Here is a 20,170-nt window from a genome sequence, read left to right as displayed (position 1 = left end):
CTTGACCGGCGCGGATCCAGATATCGGCGATCATTTCCATCTCACCTTTTGAAACCCGCTGCGGGCAAATGCTGATCGATTAAGGCCGTCGGGGAACCCTCGCGGACAGGTGGCGTTCTCTTTGGCAATTCGAGCGATCCTGAGAGAAGACAAGACATGACAGCCATGAGGATCCGGTCTGCGACGACGCAAGGCCGGATCGGATGTCAGCGAAAGACTCGGCTGGGCGAGGTTGGGCGCAATTGTGACGGTACGTCGCCCATTGCATGCAAAAATGGCAAACCCGGAGCAATTCTGTCAGCAGGTGGCCAAGATTTTGAACTGAGAAGGCCCAAGCTGCGTGAAATCCCTGCCTGAATCCCTAATCCTGACCCTGATCCTTGTCGCGACCGCCGTCGTTTTCGTTCTCGACAATATTTTTCCCCTCGGCACGGCAATCTGGCTGATCTACCTTCTGCCGCTGGCCTTGACCTATCTGTCCAGCCGCCCGTTTCTTCCGCCTGCCGTGGCCGCGGGCCTGACGGTTCTGATTGCGATCGGCTTCAAGCTTGCGGATGTCGGCGTCGATTCTGCAGTCGCACTGCCCAACCGCGTTCTTGCCGGCCTCGTCACCCTGCTTCTGGGGGGCTTGGGCCATGTCTTGATCCGCAGTCGCCTCGCGCTCAGCCGCTCTGAATGGCTGCAACGCAATGAGGTGGCAATGGGCGAGGCGTTGCAGGGTGAACAATCGGTCGAATCCTTGGGAGAGAATTCCCTCCGTACGCTTGCCAATGCCCTGGGTCCCCGCGCAGCCATCGCCTATGCCCGCGAGGGTGATGTTCTTGAACCGATTGCGGATTGGGGACTTCTGGACAGCGGGGCCTGCGACAAGATCGCGCGCGGCCAAGGCCATTTATGGCGCGCGATAGGCGAAAACCGGGTACTTTCGCTGGTCGCGGAAAGCGGGAATGCCTTGGGCTGGGGCTCGGGACTGCTGCGCGGACGCGCCGCTCATTCGGTGATCGTGCCGCTTCATGATGCCGGACAGGTCAATGGCGTGATCGAGTTGGGATTTGATGTCGCGCCCGGCAAGGCGGTCAGCGATTTGCTGGAGCGGATCGGCGAACGCGTCGGCATTGCCCTGACATCGGCGCATTACCGCGCCAATCTGCGCGAGCTTTTGGAAGAAACCCGACGGCAGGCGGAAGAGCTTCGCAGCCATACTGAAGAGCTGGCTGCCACGAACGAGGAACTCGAAGAACAGACCCGCGCGCTGCAGGACAGCGAGCGCAGGCTTTCAGCCCAGCAAGCCGAGCTTGAGCAGCAAAACGCGCAGCTCGAAAGCCAGACCCAGCAACTGGAAGAGCAGCGCGATGCCTTGGCGCGCTCGCGTCGGCAACTGGTCGGACAGGCGGAAACACTGGCCAAGGAAAGCCGCTACAAATCCGAATTCGTCGCCAATATGTCGCATGAGTTGCGCACGCCGCTCAACGCCTTGCTGATCATGGCCCGCCTGCTGGCGGATAATCGCGAACATAATCTATCCGACGAACAGGTTCGCTGGGCCGATACGATCGAGAGTTCTGGCCGGGATCTGCTGGCGTTGATCAATGACATTCTGGATCTGGCCAAGATCGAAGCTGGCAAGCTCGATATCAACGTCGAGACCTTGTCCCCGGCGGGCGTGGCCCGGGGCTTGGTACGAAAATTCGAGGATCAGGCGCGCAGCAAGGGGCTGGAACTGCGCGTCGATATCCATTCCGATCTGGCCGAGTTCCGCACCGATCCGGCGCGACTGGATCAGATCTTGCGCAATTTCCTGTCGAACGCACTCAAATTCACGGAACGCGGACACATCACCATCCGTGTGGACGAACGGGGTGGCGAGACCTGCTTCGCCGTGGAAGACAGCGGGATCGGAATCGCCGCCTCCGAACAAGAGAGCATATTCGAGGCCTTCCGTCAGGCCGATGGAACCATCTCGCGCAGATATGGCGGGACCGGATTGGGGCTCTCGATCTCGCGCGAGCTGGCCGAATTGCTGCGCGGGCGGATCACCGTGGAAAGCAGCCCCGGTCAGGGCAGCACCTTCACCCTGACCTTGCCACGCGACATCGCGCCGGTCGGAGAGGCCGCACCGCGCAGTGCCGAACCGCTGCCGGTAAAAATCGACACTCCCCCGCGGCTTCAGGCCGACGCCATCGAGCTCGAAACGGCCACGCTGGGGGATATTGTCGATGACCGCGATGCCATCGAGACGGGTGATCGGGTCATCTTGCTGGTCGAGGACGATATCGCCTTTGCGCGGCTGCTGCTTGACCTGACGCGGGAACTGGGTTTTCGGGCGGTAGTGGTCGGCACGGCGGATGATGCCGTGCGTGCCGCGCAGCGTTTCCTGCCGCAGGGCATCGTCCTCGATATGGGCCTGCCAGATCATACCGGACTGTCGGTGCTGGACCGTCTCAAGCGCGATATCGCAACCCGGCATATTCCCGTCCATGTCGTTTCGGCCAACGACTATTCGCGCGAGGCGATGTCGCAAGGCGCGATGAGCTATCTCATCAAGCCGGTCGATCGCGCCGCCTTGAGCACCGTCATCGGCAAGCTGGGCAATTCCACGCAGCAGTCCCTGCGCCGTGTCCTGATCGTCGAGGATGATCCGGCGCAGCTTGATGGCCTCAAGGCATTGTTGAGCAATGACCTCGTCGAGACCGTGGGAGCCACGACCGCAGAGGAGGCGCTGATCGCATGTTGCGAGCAAACCTTCGACTGCATCGTTTTGGACATGACCCTTCCCGACGCTTCGGGTTTCGAGTTGCTGCAGGAACTTCACCGCAATGAGGCGGCGTCTTTCCCACCGGTGATCATCTACACTGCCCGCGCGCTTAGCCAGAATGAAGAACTGCAACTTCGGCGCTATTCCAAATCGATCATCATCAAAGGGGCCAAATCTCCCGAGAGGCTGATCGACGAGGTCTCGTTATTCCTGCATCAGGTCGTCTCTGACCTGCCGCCGCGCCAGCGCGAAATGCTGACGGTCTCGCTGAGCCGGGACAATCTGCTCGAAGGTCGTCGCATTCTGGTTGTCGAGGACGATATCCGCAATGTCTACGCCCTGACAGGCATCTTCGAGCCGCATGGCGTCGAGGTGCAGATCGCCCGCAATGGCCGCGAGGCGCTCGAGCTTCTGGGACAGGTTGCGGATGGCGGTCTGCCCTCGATCGATCTCGTGCTAATGGATGTAATGATGCCGGAAATGGACGGGTTGACCGCCACGCGCGAGATACGCAAGCTTGATCGCTGGCGCTCGCTGCCGATCATCATGCTGACCGCGAAAGCCAGGGCCGATGATCAGGCGCAATGCCTCGCCGCAGGGGCCAATGACTATCTCGCCAAGCCCATCGAGGTCGGCAAGCTATTGTCACTGGCCCGGGTCTGGATGCCGCGATGAGCCCGCGCGCTGTCCGGACCAACCCGGTGGAACAGATCGAACTCGATCTGTTCCTTGAGGCCCTGCATCTGCGCTACCATTATGACTTCCGCGCGTATTCCAGGGCGTCTCTGGCCCGGCGCGCGGATTTTGTGCGCGAGCGGCTGGGCTGCAAGACCCTGTCCGATGCACAGCGTCGCTTGCTGCATGAACCCTCGGTCCTGCCCGACGTGATCGATGCCATGACGGTTCAGGTCAGCGAGTTGTTCCGCGACCCGCCTTATTACGCGGCTTTGCGCCGCGAAGTTCTGCCGCATCTTCGGACCTATTCCTCGCTCAAGGTCTGGGTTGCGGGTTGCGCGAATGGAGAGGAGCTATATTCCCTCGCGATCCTCTTCCATGAAGAGGGCCTGCTGGACCGAACGGTTTTCTATGCGACCGAGATCAACCGCCGCGCCTTGGCCAAAGCATCATCAGGGGTCTATGAGATCGGCCGTCTGGCGGGGTTCTCGCGGAATTATCAGCAAGCCGGGGGGCGCGGCTCGCTGGCCGATCATTACACCGCCGCTTATGGACGCGCGGCCTTTGACCGCAATCTGCGCAGCCGTGTCGTGTTCAGCGAGCATGATCTGGCCACCGATGAGGTGTTTTCGGAGATGCATCTGATCTCCTGCCGCAACGTCCTGATCTATTTCGACGAGACATTGCAAAACCGGGTCTTCCGCCTGTTTGCGGATTCTCTGGTACGTGGCGGCTTCCTGGGTCTGGGGGCGCATGAGACATTGCGTTTCTCGGATCAGGCAGCCTTGTTTGCCGATTTCAACGAAAAAGAGCGCATCTGGCGCCGCACCGCCTCACAGGAGTTCTCCCATGCCCGATAATCCGATCCGTTTCCTTATTGTCGACGACATCCGGGAGAACATGATCGCGCTGGAGGCGCTGTTGCGCCGTGACGGTCTGCGGGTGGATTTCGCGGGTTCTGCCGCCGAGGCGCTGGAATTGATGTTGGTGCATGATTACGCGCTGGCCTTTCTCGACGTGCAGATGCCCGAGACCGACGGTTTTGAACTGGCCGAACTGATGCGCGGCTCCGAGCGTACCCGCCAGATTCCGATCATCTTCGTGACGGCAGCGGATCGTGATGAACGCCGTCGCTTCAAGGGCTTTGAGGTCGGCGCGCTCGATTACATTTTTAAGCCAATCGATCCGGTCATATTGCAATCCAAGGCCGATGTCTTTTTCATGATAGGCCGGCAAGCGCGCGAATTGGAGCGTCAGCGCGACGAGTTGCGCGTTTTGGCCCATCACCGCGATGCCGCGATCTCACGCCTCAAGGCCCATGCCGATAATTCACCTTTGGCCCTCGTGGAATGCGACTGCCGCTTGACGATCCGAAGCTGGTCGCAGGGGGCCGAGCGGATGTTTGGTGTGGGCGCCGATCAGATGCTCGGTCGTGTGATCGGCGAACAGGGCTGGCTTGCGCCAGAGGCAACGGCGGTGTTGCGATCCTGGGTCCAAAACGGCACGAGCGAGGGGCGGCATAAAACCGAAGCCCGGGTCAGCCGACCGGATGGAGACATGATCCATTGCGAGGTTTTTGGCTCGATCCTGCGCGATCCTTCCGACGGAAATCTCTCGCTTTCGCTGCAAGTGCTCGACGTGACAGAGCGCCAACGCGCGGAAGAGATGCGCAGCCTGCTCATCGGTGAACTCAACCATCGCATCAAGAATACGCTCGCCAATGTCCAGGCCATTGCGCGGCAAACCCTACGACAGGCCAAGAGCCTCGACGGGTTTGAACAGGGATTCATCGGTCGGTTGCAGGCCTTGTCACGGGCACATTCCATCCTTTCGGACGTGACTTGGACGAGTGCCCCGCTTGATCAGCTGATCGACGAGCAGATACGCGCGGGCACGCTTGATCCATTGCGACTCACGCGTCATGGTCCCAAGGTCCAACTCTCGCCAGAAAACACCCTTCGCCTTGCCCTGAGCCTGCATGAGTTGGGCACCAATGCGGCAAAATACGGGGCGCTTTCGACCCCAAACGGCATCATTGATCTGAGCTGGCATCAAGGCGAAGCCTGCCTCGTTCTGCGATGGGAGGAGCGTGGCGGACCCGCTGTCAGCCCGCCTGAACACAAGGGCTTCGGCATGACTCTGATCCATGCCAGCGCCGGCGGCGATGACAATATGGTCAAGGCCGAATGGCATGAAAGTGGCGTCATCTGGACAATTTCCCTGCCGCTTGGCGCTGCCTCGCCCAAGCAAAGCGCCGACAATCAGGCCGCGCCGGCCCCCGATGCGGGCAAGATCGGCAGCCTCGGTCAGTGCTGCGTTCTGGTGGTCGAGGACGAGCCGCTGGTTGCGCTGGATATGAGCCATGAATTGAAGGCCGCAGGCGCATCCGTAAATATTGCCCGCAATATCGATCAGGCGCTGCAGGTCATCGGGACGCTGGAGATCGATGTGGCGATGCTGGATGGCAATCTGTCCGGCCAGCCGGTCGATGATGTTGCCTTGGCGCTGGCGCGCCACCGGATTCCGTTCTGCTTCGTTTCGGGCTATGGTCGGGAACATCTGCCACAGGGCTTCCAGCATGTGCCGGTCGTCGAAAAGCCGTTTCGCGCCGAGGCGCTGCTGCCGGTCCTGACCGAATTGATGCATGCGGCAGCTATCCGCCCAACCTCTGCGACCCCGGTTATCCGCCCATAGAATTCCGGAACCGCCCCAGAAGGCAGGCGTTTTTGCTCAGAGCCGGGCGAGCCCATGTTCGCCCCTTACCCACCACGATCGGAAGGCAAGGAAAATGGCTAAACCCTATGACCCAACGACCGGCGAAGGCGGCGAGACCCAGCAGATCGGGCGCGGCGACACGCCGAAACTGACCACCAATCACGGCGCACCGATCTCGGACAACCAGAACAGCCTGCGGGCGGGGACGCGCGGCCCGACGCTTCTGGAAGACTTCATCCTGCGCGAGAAGATCTTCCATTTCGACCATGAGCGGATCCCCGAGCGCATCGTCCACGCCCGTGGCTCGGTGGCGCATGGGTATTTCGAATGCTCCGACCCGATCCCCGAACTCAGTCGCGCCAGCCTGTTTGCGAAAAAGGGCAAGCGAACCGAGGTGATCGTGCGCTTTTCTACCGTCGCGGGCGGTGCGGGCTCGGTCGATACGCCCCGCGACGTGCGCGGCTTTGCCACCAAATTCTATACCGATGAGGGGAACTGGGACCTTGTCGGCAACAACATCCCGGTCTTTTTCATCCAGGATGCGCTCAAATTTCCGGATCTGGTCCATTCAGTGAAGATGGAGGCGGATCGCGGCTTTCCGCAGGCCGCTTCGGCGCATGACACCTTCTGGGATTTCGTTTCGCTGATGCCCGAGACGCTGCATACCGTGCTTTGGGCGATGTCCGACCGTGGCATCCCGCGCAGCTACCGGATGATGGAGGGTTTTGGCATCCATACCTTCAAGCTGGTCAATGCCGAGGGGGTGGAAAGCTTCGTCAAGTTCCATTGGCGGCCCCGTCTGGGCACGCAATCCCTGGTCTGGGACGAAAGCGCAAAGCTGCAAGGGGCGGATAACGACTATCACCGCCGCGATCTTTGGGAGGCGATTGCCGCAGGCGACTATCCCGAATATGACCTCGCGATTCAAAGCTTCGATGCCGCGCTGGCCGACAGCCTGCCCTATGACGTGCTCGACGCGACCAAGATTATCCCTGAGAAGGACGTGCCCCTGCGCGTGATCGGCCGCATGGTTCTGGACCGCAATCCCGACAACCATTTCGCCGAGAATGAGCAATTGGCGTTTCTGCCCTCGAATGTGGTGCCGGGAATCGATTTCTCGGATGATCCGCTCTTGCAGGGGCGGCTCTTTTCCTATCTCGACACGCAGAAATCTCGGCTGGGCACGACGAATTTCCACCAGATCCCGGTGAATGCGCCGAAATGCCCTTATGCAAACATGATGCGCGACGGGATGATGCAGACGCAGATCCCCAAGGGTCGCGCCAATTACGAGCCGAACAGTCTGGACGAGGCGGGCGAAGACCCTGGCCCGCGCCCCAGCGCCGATGGGTTCCGCTCGGCCCCGCAGCCGGTCGAGGGCGAAAAGCTGCGCATCCGCTCGGAAACCTTTGCCGACCATTACAGCCAGCCGCGCATGTTCTGGAAATCGCAGACCGAGAATGAGCAGGCCCATATCGCCTCTGCCATCACCTTCGAACTGTCCAAGGTGGCCCTTGATCACATCCGCCTGCGGGTCCTGTCGCAGCTGCGCAATGTCGATGAGGCTCTGGCCGAGCGCGTGGCCAAAGGGTTGGCGCTGGATCTGCCGAAAGCCGCGCCACCCGCGAAAGAGCCCATCGACCTTGAGCCAAGCGCTGCCTTGTCGATCCAGAAGCGGTGGAACGCCACGCTGCAGGGGCGCAAGGTCGGGATCCTTTTCGATGAGGGGTCCCACAAATCGGCGCTGGAGACTTTGATCAAATCCGTCAAAGACGCCGGAGGCACCCCCTTCACCATCGCTCCGAAAGTCGGTGGGTTGACGCTGCAGGGTGGCGAGATGAAGGCCGACGGACAGCTTGCCGGCTCGCCATCGTGGCTTTTCGATGGGGTCGCGCTGGTGTTGGCGGAAGATGCCGCCCGGCGTTTGGCGCAGGACAGCGCTGCGGTGGGGTTCGTCGCGGATGCCTATGCCCATCTCAAGGCGATCGGCCATGACGAGGGTGCGATGGCGCTGCTGGATCGGGCTGGGGTCAAGCCGGACGCGGGCGTCGTCGACCTTGCAAAACTGCCCAAGGCCGCGACCCTGCGCTATTGGGACCGCGAGGCTTCGCTCAGGGATCTTGCCTGATCGTGGCCCCGCGAGAGGCCCGGACAAAGCAGCGCCGCCTGCATCTGGACAAGCCCTTCTGGGCGGCGACAAGGGCGATCAGCGCGCCCGCGATCACAACGCCATCCTCGAAGATTTGGGATGTGATCATCGTCGGGACCGGGATCAGCGGCGCGCTGATGGCCGAAGCTCTGTCCCGGCAAAAGCGCCGCATCCTGATCCTTGACCGCCGCCCTCCGGTGCGGGGATCGAGCCTTGCCTCCACCGCGATGATCCAGCACGAAATCGACGTGCCACTGCACAAGCTGACTGAACGGATCGGGCGCGACAAGGCAGAGCGGGCGTGGCGGCGCTCGGTCCGGGCGGTGCGGGATCAGCAGGATCTGGTGGGGCAAACCGGGATCGCTTGCGACATGCAGCCGAAATCCGCGCTATACCTGACCGGCGAAGAGATAGGCCATCGCGACATGCGCAGCGAGCTCAAAGCGCGGCAAGCGGCTGATATCGCCTGCGAGTATCTGGATCACACGGCACTGGGGAGGCGCTTCGGCATCGACCGGACGGCAGCGATCCTGTCACAGGCCTCGGCTTCGCCCAGTCCGGCGCAATTGACGGCCGGGCTGCTGCGGCTGGCCGTTCATCGCGGGGCCGAGATCGTCTCGCCCCGCGAGATCACCGATCTCGCCGAGACCGGCGACAGCGTGGCGCTGGCGACCTCGGACGGATCGCTCCTGACGGCGGGGCAGGGGGTGTTCTGCACCGGCTATGAATTCCTGCCGATGATGGAAAGCAGGTCGCATCGCATCACCTCGACTTGGGCATTGGCGAGCCATCCCCGCATCCCGCGCCCTGCTTGGCTGGACCAGATGCTGGTCTGGGAGGCTGCCGATCCCTATCTTTACTTCCGTTCTGCGCGGGACGGTCGCATCATCGCGGGCGGCGAAGATTCGGACGACCCCGAGGCTTACAAAGACCCTGCCCGGCTGCATTCCGCCGCCCGCCGCATCGCGGCCAAGTTGCAGGCGCTTTGCGGTATCGAAATCGGCACGCCCGCCTATCTTTGGGCCGCGCCCTTCGGCAATACCACGGACGGGCTGCCGATTATCGACCATGTCCCGGAGTTCAAACGCGCCCATGCGGTGATGGGCTTTGGCGGCAATGGCATCACATTTTCTATGATCGCGGCCCAGATCATCGCCGCGCGTCTTGCGGGCAAGCCTGACGCCGACGCGGACCTGTTCGCCTTTCGCTAGCGAGGATAGCATGAATCCGGAACCCGCCTTTTCACTTGGCATCGAGGAAGAATATCTGCTGGTCGATCCCGAGACTGGCGCGCTTGGCGATGCGCCCGAGGCATTGATGACGGCGTGCAAGGCCGAACTCGGTGATCAGGTTAGCCCCGAATTCCTGCGCTGCCAGATCGAGGTCGGCACCCCGGTCTCGGCCAACATCACCGAGGCGCGCGCGCATCTGGCGCGGCTGCGCGCAACCATCTCGCGTCAGGCGGCGGAATTCGGCCTTGCCCCGATCTCGGTCGCCTGCCACCCCTCGGCGGATTGGCGCGATCAAGACCGCACCGACAAGGACCGTTATGAGCGCCTGTCTCAGGAAATGCGCGGCATGGCGCGACGCATGCTGATCTGCGGGATGCATGTCCATGTCGGCATCGACGCGCCCGCGCTGCGCATCGATCTGACGAACCAGTTTCGCTATTTCCTGCCGCATCTTCTGGCGCTTTCTGCCTCATCGCCGTTTTGGCAGGGGGACGATACGGGCCTTGCCTCCTATCGCACGACGGTTTTTGCGGGCTATCCCCGCACCGGTCTGCCGCCGGAATTCTCGGAGTGGAGCGCCTACGAGCGGGCGACCGAAGTGCTGGTGGCACAGGGCATCATCGAAGATAACAGCGAGATCTGGTGGGACCTGCGCCCCTCGGCAAGGTTCCCGACGCTGGAGACACGGATCTGCGATGCCTGCCCAAGGCTGGCGGACACGATCACCATGGCCGCGCTGATCCAGGCAAGCCTGCGCATGCTGTGGCGGCTCTCCGAGCGCAATATGCGCTGGCGGCAATATGACAATTTCCTGATCGGCGAGAACCGCTGGCGCGCCCTGCGCCATGGGCTCGACAAAGGGCTGATCGATTTCGGCGCGGGCCGGATCAAGCCGCATGAGGAACTGGCCGAGGAATGGCTGGCGCTGATCGCCGAAGATGCCGACCGACTGGGCAGCCAGCCCAACATTGCGCGGGTCCGCGAGATCGTGGCGCAAGGCAATTCCGCCAGCCGTCAACGCGCGGTCTTTGCGGCTGCGGCCTCGGCAGGGGCCAGCCGCGATGAGGCACATCGGGCCGTCGTCCAGCGCCTGATCGAGGAATTCCGCGAGGGGCTGTGAACCGCTATTTCTTCACATGCTCGGGCTTGCCCTTGTGCTTGGTGCTGGCGAAATCCTCAAGCTGATCCTCGGACATGGACTCGTACATTTCTTTGGATGCGCCCTTGAGATCGCTTTTCTTCGTCTCGCCGCGCTTGGCTGACAGGGCGGCACCTGCAGCTTTTTGCTGGGCCTTGGATTTGGCGGGCATAGGCGGATCTCCTTGCGGAAGGGCGGCGCTGCACTTGCAGTGCCGCCACGTCCCGGTCAGTGGTGATGTTCGGGCAGCGCCTTCAGTGCCTCTTTGTTATGGTGGGTCACGCCATGCACGGTGCCACCCTCGTCGCGCATGAAATCGATCTGGGAAACTCCAAGCGCGACGGGCTTGGCACCAAGGCCAAGGAAGCCACCGACATCGACAATGGCCTGAGCCTCGGCTCCCGAGCCATGCAGATGCGAGACCGTGCCGACGGTTTCATCCCCCGGCCCGTAGATCGTCGCACCGGACAGCACGGCATCGGTCAATTCGCTGGCGTCCAGCCGCTGATGAAGTTTGTGGTCCATTTGTCGTCCTCCTGATGGTTATGTTGTTCGACTTCCCGCCCATAGCTGTTTCGCCGAAGGTGAGGTGAGGTGAGGTGAGGCGGATGGGCGGGAACGTATGGGCTCAGATCCAATAGGGCGGGCAGCCGTAATATTCGTAGGTCCGGGTTTCCCAGTCGCGGTCGCGATCCCAGCCTTCGCTGCGGGCAGGCGCGCCGGTGACCTGTTCCTCGGTCAGGTCGGTGACGAAGCCACCCAATGCGGTGTCATAGCGCAGCGCGTGCCACGGCACCGGCAGATGTTCCTCGCCAAGGCCCAGAAAGCCGCCGAAGCCCATCACCGCATAGGCGACATTGCCCGAGGGCTTGTCGATCATCAGATGGTCAATGGTGCCGATATGGCTGCCGTCGCGGCCATAGACCGCCGTGCCGTTCACATTGGCCGAGGAAACCAGCGTTCCAACCGTGTCATTCATGGCATTTTCCTTTCCGCAGCAGGCTTGCTGCCCGTTTTCGAGCGCTGGTAACCCACGACCTCACGGTTTGTTTCCGCTCCGGTTCGGAAAAGCGCGTCGGCTTATTCGTCATCCTCGGGGTGCATTGCGGGGGTGATGAGGACACGGATCAGGTACAGAACGATCATCGCCATCACCGTCGCAATCATCGCAAGCCGCAGATCGCCGGTGCCGCAGCACAGCCCGATTGCGCCGCAAAGCCACATCGAGGCACCTGTCGTCACACCTCGAACGGTCGCGCCGCTGATTACAATCGACCCTGCGGCGAGAAAGGCGACACCCGCCGTGACCGCCTCGATCAGACGCAGAGGATCGAGGCGCTGCAGATCGGCGTTTTGCGGAGACAGGTTCATCAACTCCATCGCGACCAGGGTGAAACAGGCCGCCGCAAGCGCGATCAGCATATGCGTGCGCAGACCAGCGGCGCGGGCCTTGATCTCGCGTTCCCAGCCGATCACGCCGCCAAGCAGCAGCGCCATGCTCAGGCGCAAGACCGCGACCTCGGTGGGCAGGCTCATCGGGCGGGCGAATTCAGCGGCGAGTTGCTCGAACATGGCGGGGCCCCAATCAAAGATGCTGACGGGAATTCGCGGCGACTAGGCGTCCCGCGTGGGTCGCGACAAGCGTTTCACATTGTCGCGGACACGGCGCTGATAGGGTCGCAATGCCGCCAGGGCCACCCGATCGGCGCTTTGGCCGCGGGTCGCGGCACCCCATGCGGCAAACCAGGAATGGGAGGCGGCTTCTACCTTCTCCCAGACCATCAGGCCTGTCTCAGTGGCGTCCTGTGGCAAGACGCCTGCCACTCCGGCGAGCCGCAACGCCATGACCAATTGCGCCTGCCATGCGATCTGGGCGCTGCGCTGCCAAATCAGAAGCGAATTGCGCCAAATCCTTGGATCATTGCTCTGAATTTGCGCTCCTGAATGGCTGGGGGAGGGGCTCAGGTTTTGGGCGGGATTCTTGGGTCTTCCCGGCGCAGCGCCTGCCAGATGACCAATCCGGCAAGCAAAAGGAGCGGCGACAATTTTCGCGTCTTGTCGCTGGGTGCTGCGGATAATGCGAGGCGCATATGCGCCGGTTCAGGGGATAATGCTGCCTCTGCGGGTTGTGGTGCCAAGGATGGTCCCAAAGCAGCACCCGTCTGAAGATGATCGGCGCTTCGCCCCGCCTGCCGTTCGAGTTCGGCATTCAGCTCCGCTCCGGCCAGGACCGAGAAGGCGGAAAGCCAAAGCCAGGTCAGCAGCACAATGACCCCGCCGAGTGCACCATAAGTCTCGGCATAGGAGCCGAGGCGCTGGACATAGAGCGAGAATGCCGCCGTCCCGCCGATCCAGATCAGCGTCGCCAGCGCCGCGCCCGGACTGATCCAACGCCAGCGAGGAGGTTCGCGCGAGGGGCCGAAACGGTAGATGACGGCCAGTCCCAGCATGGTGAATGTGGCGAGAATAAGCCAACTGACCCAAGGAATGACCGTCTCGGCGAGATTGCCGAAGGGGAGAAGACCAAGGATCGAAGGCAGGATCACAGCGAGGCCAAGCGTCAGCAGACATCCGAACAGGATCGCGAGGGTCAGGCCGAGAGCGGTCAGATAAAGCCGAAGAATTCCGCGTCTCTCGGTCTCGTCATAGGCGATGTTCAACCCCTCGATCAGCGTCAGTGTTCCTTTCATCGCGCCATAGATTGCGATGACCAGGCCCGAAATTGCGACCAGACCGCTGCCCGCGCCGCTGCTGCCGGTGACCGAGACGACCTGATCGCTGACGATCTCCGCCGCGCTGGGGGGAAGATACGCCACGATGCGGGTCAATTCCCCGCCCAGATCCGCAGGATCAAGGATCACCCCGGATATCCCGACCAAGGCGGCAATGGCCGGAAACAAGGCGATGAGCGCATAGAAGGCGATGCCAGCCGCCACGACCGAGACGTGATCTTCGGAAATCTCGCGCCAGAGCTGCGTGCCGACCTCTTTCCAACCACGGGCAGAGAGATCCGCGGGCGAGTCGGGCAGTTCAATATCTGTCTCGGCCCCGCGCGCCCTGATCGTCATGCGCCCTCGCGGGTCTCGAATTGCGCGCGGGGCACGATTTGGCCGCGGGCCAAAATCGTCAGATGCAGAGCCGATCTGGCATGTGCGTGTCGGGTGATCTCGAGCTGACGCAAGCGGCCGAATTCGCGTCGGAACTCCTCTGCCGCTGCGATGCGCTGAACCGTGCTGCGACTATCTTCAAGATCGCAGAACAGGATCAACTCGCCGCAATCGCTCAGCGTTTCGGCGCATCTTCGCGCCAATGCGCGCAGCTCGAAACGATTGAGACGCGCGATCATCTCCGAGATCACGATGAGATCGAACGCGCGCCGCGGCCAGTTCCGCGGCACCGAGGCGTGGCGCACCCGCGCTTGAGGACGGCAGATCAACCTTGCCCGAGCAGCCTCGACATTTCGCGGGTCGTCGTCAAGCGCGAGGAAGCGATCCGCCCGACGCGCCAGATCGGCCGCCGCGGTGACGGGCGAACAGCCAAGCTCCAGCACGCTGGAATAATGCCTGCGTGTGAGTTGGCGGGTCACGGCGCGGGCCTGCTCGACCTCGGCATCCAGAACGTTCCGGTGATTGTGGTTGACTTGTTCCGAATGTCCAAGGCGGAGTTGGAAGTTCATGACGCGCATCCTTGTTCTTGTTTTGTGTGCCAAACCCGAAGCGCCGCTTTCGGTTCCCTGCCATCACAAAAGCCTGAATCGCAGCGTGTTCCCAGGTTTGCCTGCTTGCGAACCAAGTGGCTGAAACCTCGGCCGGCGCCCGATGTTCCCGGTCGGGAAGATGAAAAAATCTATCGGGCATTTCGGGAACAAACTGGCTCCCTTGGCGATTTTCAGTCCCGCAAGTTGGATTTCAGCCCATGGAGGATGATGATGGCCACCCAACCCAAGTCTAATGCCCGCAAGAGCGCGCGCAGCGAAGGCCGCGCCAGCGCCAAGGCAAGCCCCGAGCAGCGCGGAAAGCGGGCACAGAATGTCGCCCGAAAATCCGCCTCGACCGCGGCGCAGCGCCCGAAAGCCACGCAAAAATCGCTCTCGGATCTGCTCGAGCATGGCCTCAAGGACATGTATTATGCCGAGAAGAAGATCTACCGCGCGCTGCCCAAGATGATCCGCAAGGCCGATCATCCCGAATTGAAACGGGCCCTCGAAGAGCACCGCGCCGAGACCGAGGGCCAGATCCAGAGCCTCGAGACCGTTTTCGAGCTCCTGGGCAAACGGGCCCGCGGCGAGAAATGCGAGGCGATCGACGGCATTCTGGAGGAAGGCGAGAGCCTGCTCGAGGATTTCGGTGACAGCGTAGCCTCGGACGCGGCTATCATTTTCAGCTGCCAGGCGGTCGAGCATTACGAGATCACCCGCTATGGCTCGCTGCGCGCCTTTGCCGAGGAACTGGGCCTCGAAGAGATCCGCGACCATATCGACGCGATCCTGGCGCAAGAGAAGGCGGCCGACGGCAAGCTGAACGAATTGGCCGAAGGCTCGATCAACGATGCCGCCTCGGAATATGACACCGAGGAGGAAAGCGCGCTGGCCTGAGGCTGCTGCATGAGCTTCGGGGGGCCTTCCTCCCGAAGCGCCTTTGGGAAATCGCAGAATTTTCGGAACACCGCGCCACCGCCAAGGTTGGTCCTGCCTACCCAACCTGCAAGAGGTCTTCCATGTCAGGACGTCTGATCGTCATCTCGAACCGAATTCCGATGGGAGATGCCGTCTCGGGCGGGTTGATGGTCGCTTTGCATGATGCCTTGGCTGCCTCGGGTGGCATATGGATCGGCGCGCATCCCGAAGCCGGGCAAGCGGATGACGGGCTCGAGGAAGTCAGCACCGCGCCCTATCAACGTCTCGCGTTCAGATTGAGCGAAATCGAGATGCACGACTATTATCTCGGTTACGCCAATTCCGTACTTTGGCCGCTCTTTCACCGGCGTGGCGATCTGGTCGAATTGCGCCCGGAATATGAAGCGGCTTATCGCAGAGTGAATGCAAGGCTTGCGCGGATCATTCGTCAAATCGCCGGACCCGATGATCTGATCTGGGTGCATGATTATCACTTTCTATCCTTGGCGGCAGAGCTGCGCGCGGCAGGGGTGCAAAACCGCATAGGTTTCTTTCTACATGTCCCGTTTCCGGCTCTGGGGGATTTGTCGGTTCTGACCCATCCCGAACGCTTTGCCGATGAATTGGCGCAGTTCAATCTGGTTGGCCTGCAAACCCGCAGCGATGTTGCCCGCTGCCTCGAGATGTTTCGCGCCGATCCGCGTGCCGAGTTTATGCCCGATGGCAGTGTCAAATTCGGGCATCGCATCACCTCGGTCCGTTCTTTCCCGATCGGGATCGACACCGCGGGCTTTGCGGCAGAGGCGGAAAAAGCCGGGCCAAATCCCTTTGGCGCAGAAGAGCCGGGACGCTTCATCCTCGGGGTTGACCGACTGGATTACTCGAAAGGTTTGCCCAATCGCTTCAAAGGCTTCGCCCGCTATCTGGAAACTCGAACTGATAATGCCAGAGCCTGCCTGCTGCAGATCGCGCCACCCAGTCGTGAGCAGGTTCCTGCATATCAAGAGATCACCCGCGAATTGGAGGAAATTGCCGGTCATGTGAATGGCCGCTTTGCCGAATTGGATTGGACGCCGTTGCGCTATATCCATCGCCCGATTGCCCGCGCGAAATTGGCGCGGCTCTACCGCCGCGCCAAGGCCTGTCTTGTCACCTCCTTGGCCGATGGGATGAACCTCGTCGCCAAGGAATTCGTCGCGGCTCAAAATCCGGACGATCCCGGCATTCTTATCCTGTCACGCTTCGCCGGAGCGGCCGAAGACATGACCGAAGCCCTGCTGGTCAATCCTTATGACATTGAAGACATTGCCAAGGCGATATCCTGCGCTTTGGGCATGTCGCATGACGAGCGCCGCAGGCGGCACGCCGCCTGTCTGGAGGTCGTGCAGCGGACCGATGTGGCTCAATGGTCTGCAACTTTTCTGGGGACGCTCACGACCTGTCCCTATCCCCGCGAATTTTCGGATCTGCTGCAGCGCTACGACAAATTGCAAATGCGGGACGCAAGTTGATCGCAGCGCCGCATTGAGGAGAGATCAGTGCCTAAACGGGGCAAGAAGCAAAACCCTGAAGATCCGAAGCGGCCCGCAGGATCGCTTTCACGGGATTCAGACAAGCGTAAGCGGCAAGACCGGGTCGCGCGTGAACGTGACGAGGATGACATGCCGACCAGCACGCGCCAGCCGCGTTGGAACCGGCCAACTGGCAGCGGTGCGGCCAGTGGCGACCCGACCGAATAAATACCCACCGCGCCCGGAGGCAAAGGTCACTTGCCCTCGTGGGCCGCAATGAGCTTCGCCATGATTTCCGCAATCTGATAAGGCTTTTCGACCACGGGCATAGCGCGCATATGCTCGGGCAAATTGACCCGGCTGCCATAGCCCGTAGCAAAGACAAAGGGGATGCCAAGTGCAAGCAGGCGCTCGGCAATGGGCAGCGAGCTTTCATGGTCGAGGTTCACATCCAGAACCGCGAGGTCAGGCGCGTCCTTGTCGATCAATCGCAAAGCCGCTGCGACATTTCCGGCGATGCCGCTGACCTGCATCCCATTGTCGATCAGATCCGCCTCCAGCGACATCGCGATCAGGGCCTGATCCTCGACGATCAAGACGCGCATGCCCGAAAGCGAAGCCATAGGCGCCTGCTGCGCGGCGGTGATAGTCGGACGGCTCATGTCCTCTTGTCGGTCGAGCAGCCGGATGAAGCGCGCAGGTAGGGTGAATTCGGCGGCAATGCCTTCGCTCCGAAACTCAAGCTGGCTCGTTCCGCCCAGATCGAAGGGCAGCGCGCGCCCCAAAAGCTCCGAGCCGAAACCACTACGGGTCGGCTTCACAAGGTCCGTGACGCCGGTCTCGGTCCACGCAATGCGGCAATCACCGGCGGGCGAGATGGTCCAGACGACGCGTAGATGCCCGCCATGCGCCAAGGCCCCGTATTTAGCGGCATTGGTGGCCATTTCATGCAGGACCAGCGCCATGATGGAATAGGCGCGGCTTTCCAGTTCGACGGCGGGGCCGGAGATTTCAATCTGCCCGTCCTGCGACAGATAGGGTCCCAATTCGGCCCCGATCAACTCGCCCAAACGCCCGCCGCTGCCATCGCGCACCACCTGATCATGCGCGGCCGACAGCGCCTGAATGCGCCCGTTCAGGCTGTCGATAAAGCCGGGCAGCGAGGCATCGTCACCGGGATGGCGATTGATCAGGGATTTGATCAGCGCGAGGATATTCTTCACCCGGTGATTGAGTTCCTGATTGAGCACATTCTGATGCGTGGCGGCGCGGGCGCGTTCTTCGGAAAGGATCTCGCTGTTCATCAGCATGACCTCGACCACCGAATTGCGCAAAGCCTCGGCAAAGCGCAGATCGTTCTCAGACCAAGGGGCAGATGTTCCGCGCACGGTTTCTTGCCAGATGGCGAAGCTTTTCCTTGGCGTCAGCCGGTCGCCATGCGGCCCGCTTTCATAGGTTTTGGCCGGATCGCCCGCCCATTTCAGCGTCTGCAGGGCCTCGCGGCGGAAAAAGATCAACGCGTTTTGCGAGCGCTGCGACAGCGGCACCACCAGCGTCCCGGCAAAACGCGCGGTCAGATCCTGCGCCTCGGGCAAAACGGCCATAAGGCGCGAGTTGCTGAAGACCTGCCCCCTGTCGATGTCTTCGAGATGTCGCAAAAGCGGCATCACTTCCGCAAGGTTCGGGGCGCAGCCGAGCGAGGTCCACGCGCCGTCGAAATAAAGCGCCAGCCCATCGGCCTCGATCATCTCAGAGAGATCCGGCAACCGATTGCGCAGCGCAGCCGCCACATCGGTGCCGCGGCTGGCATCAATCAGCAATTGCGCGATGGTCTGATGTGCGGCGCGTTCCAGATGCCGCGCCTGTCGTCGCGTCAGCGTATCGAGATGCATGGCGAAAAACTCGCCGATCATCTCGGCGGCGGCGCGCTCGGCCATGGACATGACCTTTGGCGTATAATGATGGCAGGCAATCAGCCCCATAGCGCGCCATTGATGATGATCGAGACCGACATCGAAGCCGCGACGCCCATATTGCGTAGATATTCGCAATGGATCGGCGAGACGCTGCGCAGATGGGCATAGGAAAGGTCAAGCGGTTGCTCGGCACCGCTTGCGATCATCGGCACCGTCCGGCAAGAGGCATCGCCGATGACCCGGATCGGATTGCGCAGATAAAGCGCGCGGGCCTGCTGCGGAATATCGGTGGCCGGGAAATATTGGCCAAGGAAGCTTTCGAGATGCTCGCGCTTGGCTTCGCTGACGACTTTGCCCGCACCGTCAGGACCAAGCTCATAGATCATCACGCGGTCATAGCCGATCTGGGCTTGCATCAGCGCGGCGGCCATCTCGATGAGTTCTTCGGGGTCCTGCAATCCGCGCAGGCGCGAGAGAATGCTGCGCGACAGGCTGAAAATCGTGCCTATCTCGGCGGCGGGCTCGAATTCGATGATGGCATTGCCGTTGAAGCGATGGGCGCTGACATCGAAATCGCGGCCATTCACCCTCATCCCGAAGATCAGGCCGGGCTGGGGGCGTGATCCAGCAATGGCCAGCGTGTTCAGGAGGCGATGGGCGCTTTCATGCCCGATGACTTCGACCAGATCCTGCCCCGACGGAGCATTCGACAGGCCGAGCATCTCTGCCGCATTGGCGGAATGCTGCAAGACTTGCCGACCCGCATTATCACAGGCCAGAAGGCAGCCATGCGGCTGGATGCTGCCCGGAATATGGATGGGTTCCCGATCACAATTGTTGAGATCGATGGGTATTCCCACCAGCGTGGCGTCGAAGGCGGGCTCGGATGTCATGGCCTATGCATCGACACGATATGCCTGCTTGGCAAGCGTGAAGATTTTCCGCGCTTCGTGGACCACGGCCTCCTGCGCGACATCTTGGGCCTCGAGCCATTCCAGAAACGCCGGCCAGCGCGCGCGATCGGCGGTCTGTTGCGCCAGATGGCGGGCTCCGAACCCGTCGTCGAGCCCGAGTTCCGCAGCCTTGCGGGAAATCAACCTTGCGCCAACTGCGGACCCTTCCGAGACATAAAGCGCCGCGACTTTTGCCTCATGCGTGTCAAGCGCCAGCGGTGGCATTTCGGGGGAGGGTGCAAGCCCCAAATCCGCAAGGTCGCGGCGAAGCTCGCCCACCAGTTCCAGCGCCGCGAAATCACCGCCTTCAAGGGCGGGCTCAAGCGCTGCGCGGAACTGGAGCGTGCCCAGCAGGTAGCGCGCATAGTCGTCGCGATCCGCGAATGCTCCAATGCTCTGGTCGAGCGCGTCATGCAGGTCGCGCGTGCCCAGATAAAGATTGCGGCGCAGGCTGTCGGGTTTCATCGACTTCCCCCATTATTACGAGCCATGCATGTCGCCAAGTGCCCGG

General features: G+C 61.7%; 17 protein-coding genes. 8 read left to right on the top strand and 9 right to left on the bottom strand.

Annotated elements, in window-relative coordinates; genetic code table 11:
* Window positions 1–340: 340 nt before the first annotated feature.
* From GL300_RS21935 to GL300_RS21910, 6 genes are all read left to right on the top strand, one after another.
* Complete coding sequence (locus GL300_RS21935; protein ID WP_211595335.1) at window positions 341–3,430, top strand: response regulator; 3,090 nt, start codon at window positions 341–343, stop codon at window positions 3,428–3,430.
* Window positions 3,427–4,290, top strand: a complete 864-nt coding sequence (locus GL300_RS21930; protein ID WP_155041814.1) for a CheR family methyltransferase — start codon at window positions 3,427–3,429, stop codon at window positions 4,288–4,290. The genes GL300_RS21935 and GL300_RS21930 overlap by 4 nt, the downstream gene beginning before the upstream one ends.
* On the top strand, window positions 4,220–6,124 hold the full coding sequence (locus GL300_RS21925) for a response regulator (RefSeq protein ID WP_211595332.1): 1,905 nt from the start codon (window positions 4,220–4,222) through the stop codon (window positions 6,122–6,124). Before GL300_RS21930 ends, GL300_RS21925 begins: the two co-directional genes overlap by 71 nt.
* A gap of 94 nt (window positions 6,125–6,218) precedes the next feature.
* Window positions 6,219–8,273: a catalase gene (locus GL300_RS21920; protein ID WP_155041813.1), complete on the top strand. Its 2,055-nt coding sequence runs from the start codon at window positions 6,219–6,221 to the stop codon at window positions 8,271–8,273.
* Between the two features lie 2 nt (window positions 8,274–8,275).
* On the top strand, window positions 8,276–9,505 hold the full coding sequence (locus GL300_RS21915; protein ID WP_343043166.1) for an NAD(P)/FAD-dependent oxidoreductase: 1,230 nt from the start codon (window positions 8,276–8,278) through the stop codon (window positions 9,503–9,505).
* 10 nt (window positions 9,506–9,515) lie between these two features.
* Window positions 9,516–10,646: a carboxylate-amine ligase gene (locus tag GL300_RS21910; RefSeq protein WP_155041812.1), complete on the top strand. Its 1,131-nt coding sequence runs from the start codon at window positions 9,516–9,518 to the stop codon at window positions 10,644–10,646.
* Window positions 10,647–10,650: 4 nt separating this feature from the next.
* Here the strand turns inward: GL300_RS21910 and GL300_RS21905 are convergent, their stop codons facing one another.
* The 6 genes from GL300_RS21905 to GL300_RS21880 form a co-directional block, all read right to left on the bottom strand.
* On the bottom strand, window positions 10,651–10,836 hold the full coding sequence (locus GL300_RS21905) for a DUF3008 family protein (protein ID WP_155041811.1): 186 nt from the start codon (window positions 10,834–10,836) through the stop codon (window positions 10,651–10,653).
* Window positions 10,837–10,892: 56 nt separating this feature from the next.
* The gene (locus GL300_RS21900) at window positions 10,893–11,189 is read right to left on the bottom strand and encodes a PRC-barrel domain containing protein (protein WP_155041810.1); all 297 of its coding nucleotides are present in this window, start codon (window positions 11,187–11,189) and stop codon (window positions 10,893–10,895) included.
* A gap of 103 nt (window positions 11,190–11,292) precedes the next feature.
* Complete coding sequence (locus GL300_RS21895) at window positions 11,293–11,643, bottom strand: PRC-barrel domain-containing protein (protein ID WP_155041809.1); 351 nt, start codon at window positions 11,641–11,643, stop codon at window positions 11,293–11,295.
* Between the two features lie 101 nt (window positions 11,644–11,744).
* Window positions 11,745–12,236: an MgtC/SapB family protein gene (locus GL300_RS21890; protein ID WP_155041808.1), complete on the bottom strand. Its 492-nt coding sequence runs from the start codon at window positions 12,234–12,236 to the stop codon at window positions 11,745–11,747.
* A 389-nt stretch (window positions 12,237–12,625) separates the two neighbouring features.
* A complete protein-coding gene (locus tag GL300_RS21885) occupies window positions 12,626–13,732 on the bottom strand; it encodes a YihY/virulence factor BrkB family protein (RefSeq protein WP_155041807.1) in 1,107 nt (368 codons plus the stop codon).
* A complete protein-coding gene (locus tag GL300_RS21880; RefSeq protein ID WP_170297774.1) occupies window positions 13,729–14,340 on the bottom strand; it encodes a class I SAM-dependent methyltransferase in 612 nt (203 codons plus the stop codon). The genes GL300_RS21885 and GL300_RS21880 overlap by 4 nt, the downstream gene beginning before the upstream one ends.
* A gap of 252 nt (window positions 14,341–14,592) precedes the next feature.
* Here GL300_RS21880 and GL300_RS21875 point away from each other — a divergent pair, with 252 nt between their 5' ends.
* Complete coding sequence (locus tag GL300_RS21875) at window positions 14,593–15,258, top strand: YciE/YciF ferroxidase family protein (RefSeq protein ID WP_155041805.1); 666 nt, start codon at window positions 14,593–14,595, stop codon at window positions 15,256–15,258.
* Between the two features lie 122 nt (window positions 15,259–15,380).
* Window positions 15,381–16,790: an alpha,alpha-trehalose-phosphate synthase (UDP-forming) gene (locus GL300_RS21870; RefSeq protein ID WP_155041804.1), complete on the top strand. Its 1,410-nt coding sequence runs from the start codon at window positions 15,381–15,383 to the stop codon at window positions 16,788–16,790.
* 254 nt (window positions 16,791–17,044) lie between these two features.
* Here the strand turns inward: GL300_RS21870 and GL300_RS21865 are convergent, their stop codons facing one another.
* The 3 genes from GL300_RS21865 to GL300_RS21860 are packed head-to-tail and all read right to left on the bottom strand — an operon-like array spanning window position 17,045 to window position 20,124.
* Window positions 17,045–18,727, bottom strand: a complete 1,683-nt coding sequence (locus GL300_RS21865; RefSeq protein WP_211595330.1) for an HWE histidine kinase domain-containing protein — start codon at window positions 18,725–18,727, stop codon at window positions 17,045–17,047.
* Window positions 18,728–18,762: 35 nt separating this feature from the next.
* Entirely contained in the window at window positions 18,763–19,599 is an 837-nt protein-coding gene (locus GL300_RS26470) for a GAF domain-containing protein (protein ID WP_211595329.1), read from the bottom strand.
* A 3-nt stretch (window positions 19,600–19,602) separates the two neighbouring features.
* Window positions 19,603–20,124: a biliverdin-producing heme oxygenase gene (locus GL300_RS21860; RefSeq protein ID WP_155041803.1), complete on the bottom strand. Its 522-nt coding sequence runs from the start codon at window positions 20,122–20,124 to the stop codon at window positions 19,603–19,605.
* Between the last annotated feature and the right edge of the window lie 46 nt (window positions 20,125–20,170).

It is taken from the genome of Paracoccus litorisediminis (assembly GCF_009711205.1).
Lineage (GTDB): Bacteria > Pseudomonadota > Alphaproteobacteria > Rhodobacterales > Rhodobacteraceae > Paracoccus > Paracoccus litorisediminis.
This window is presented reverse-complemented; position numbering and strand designations above follow the sequence as displayed.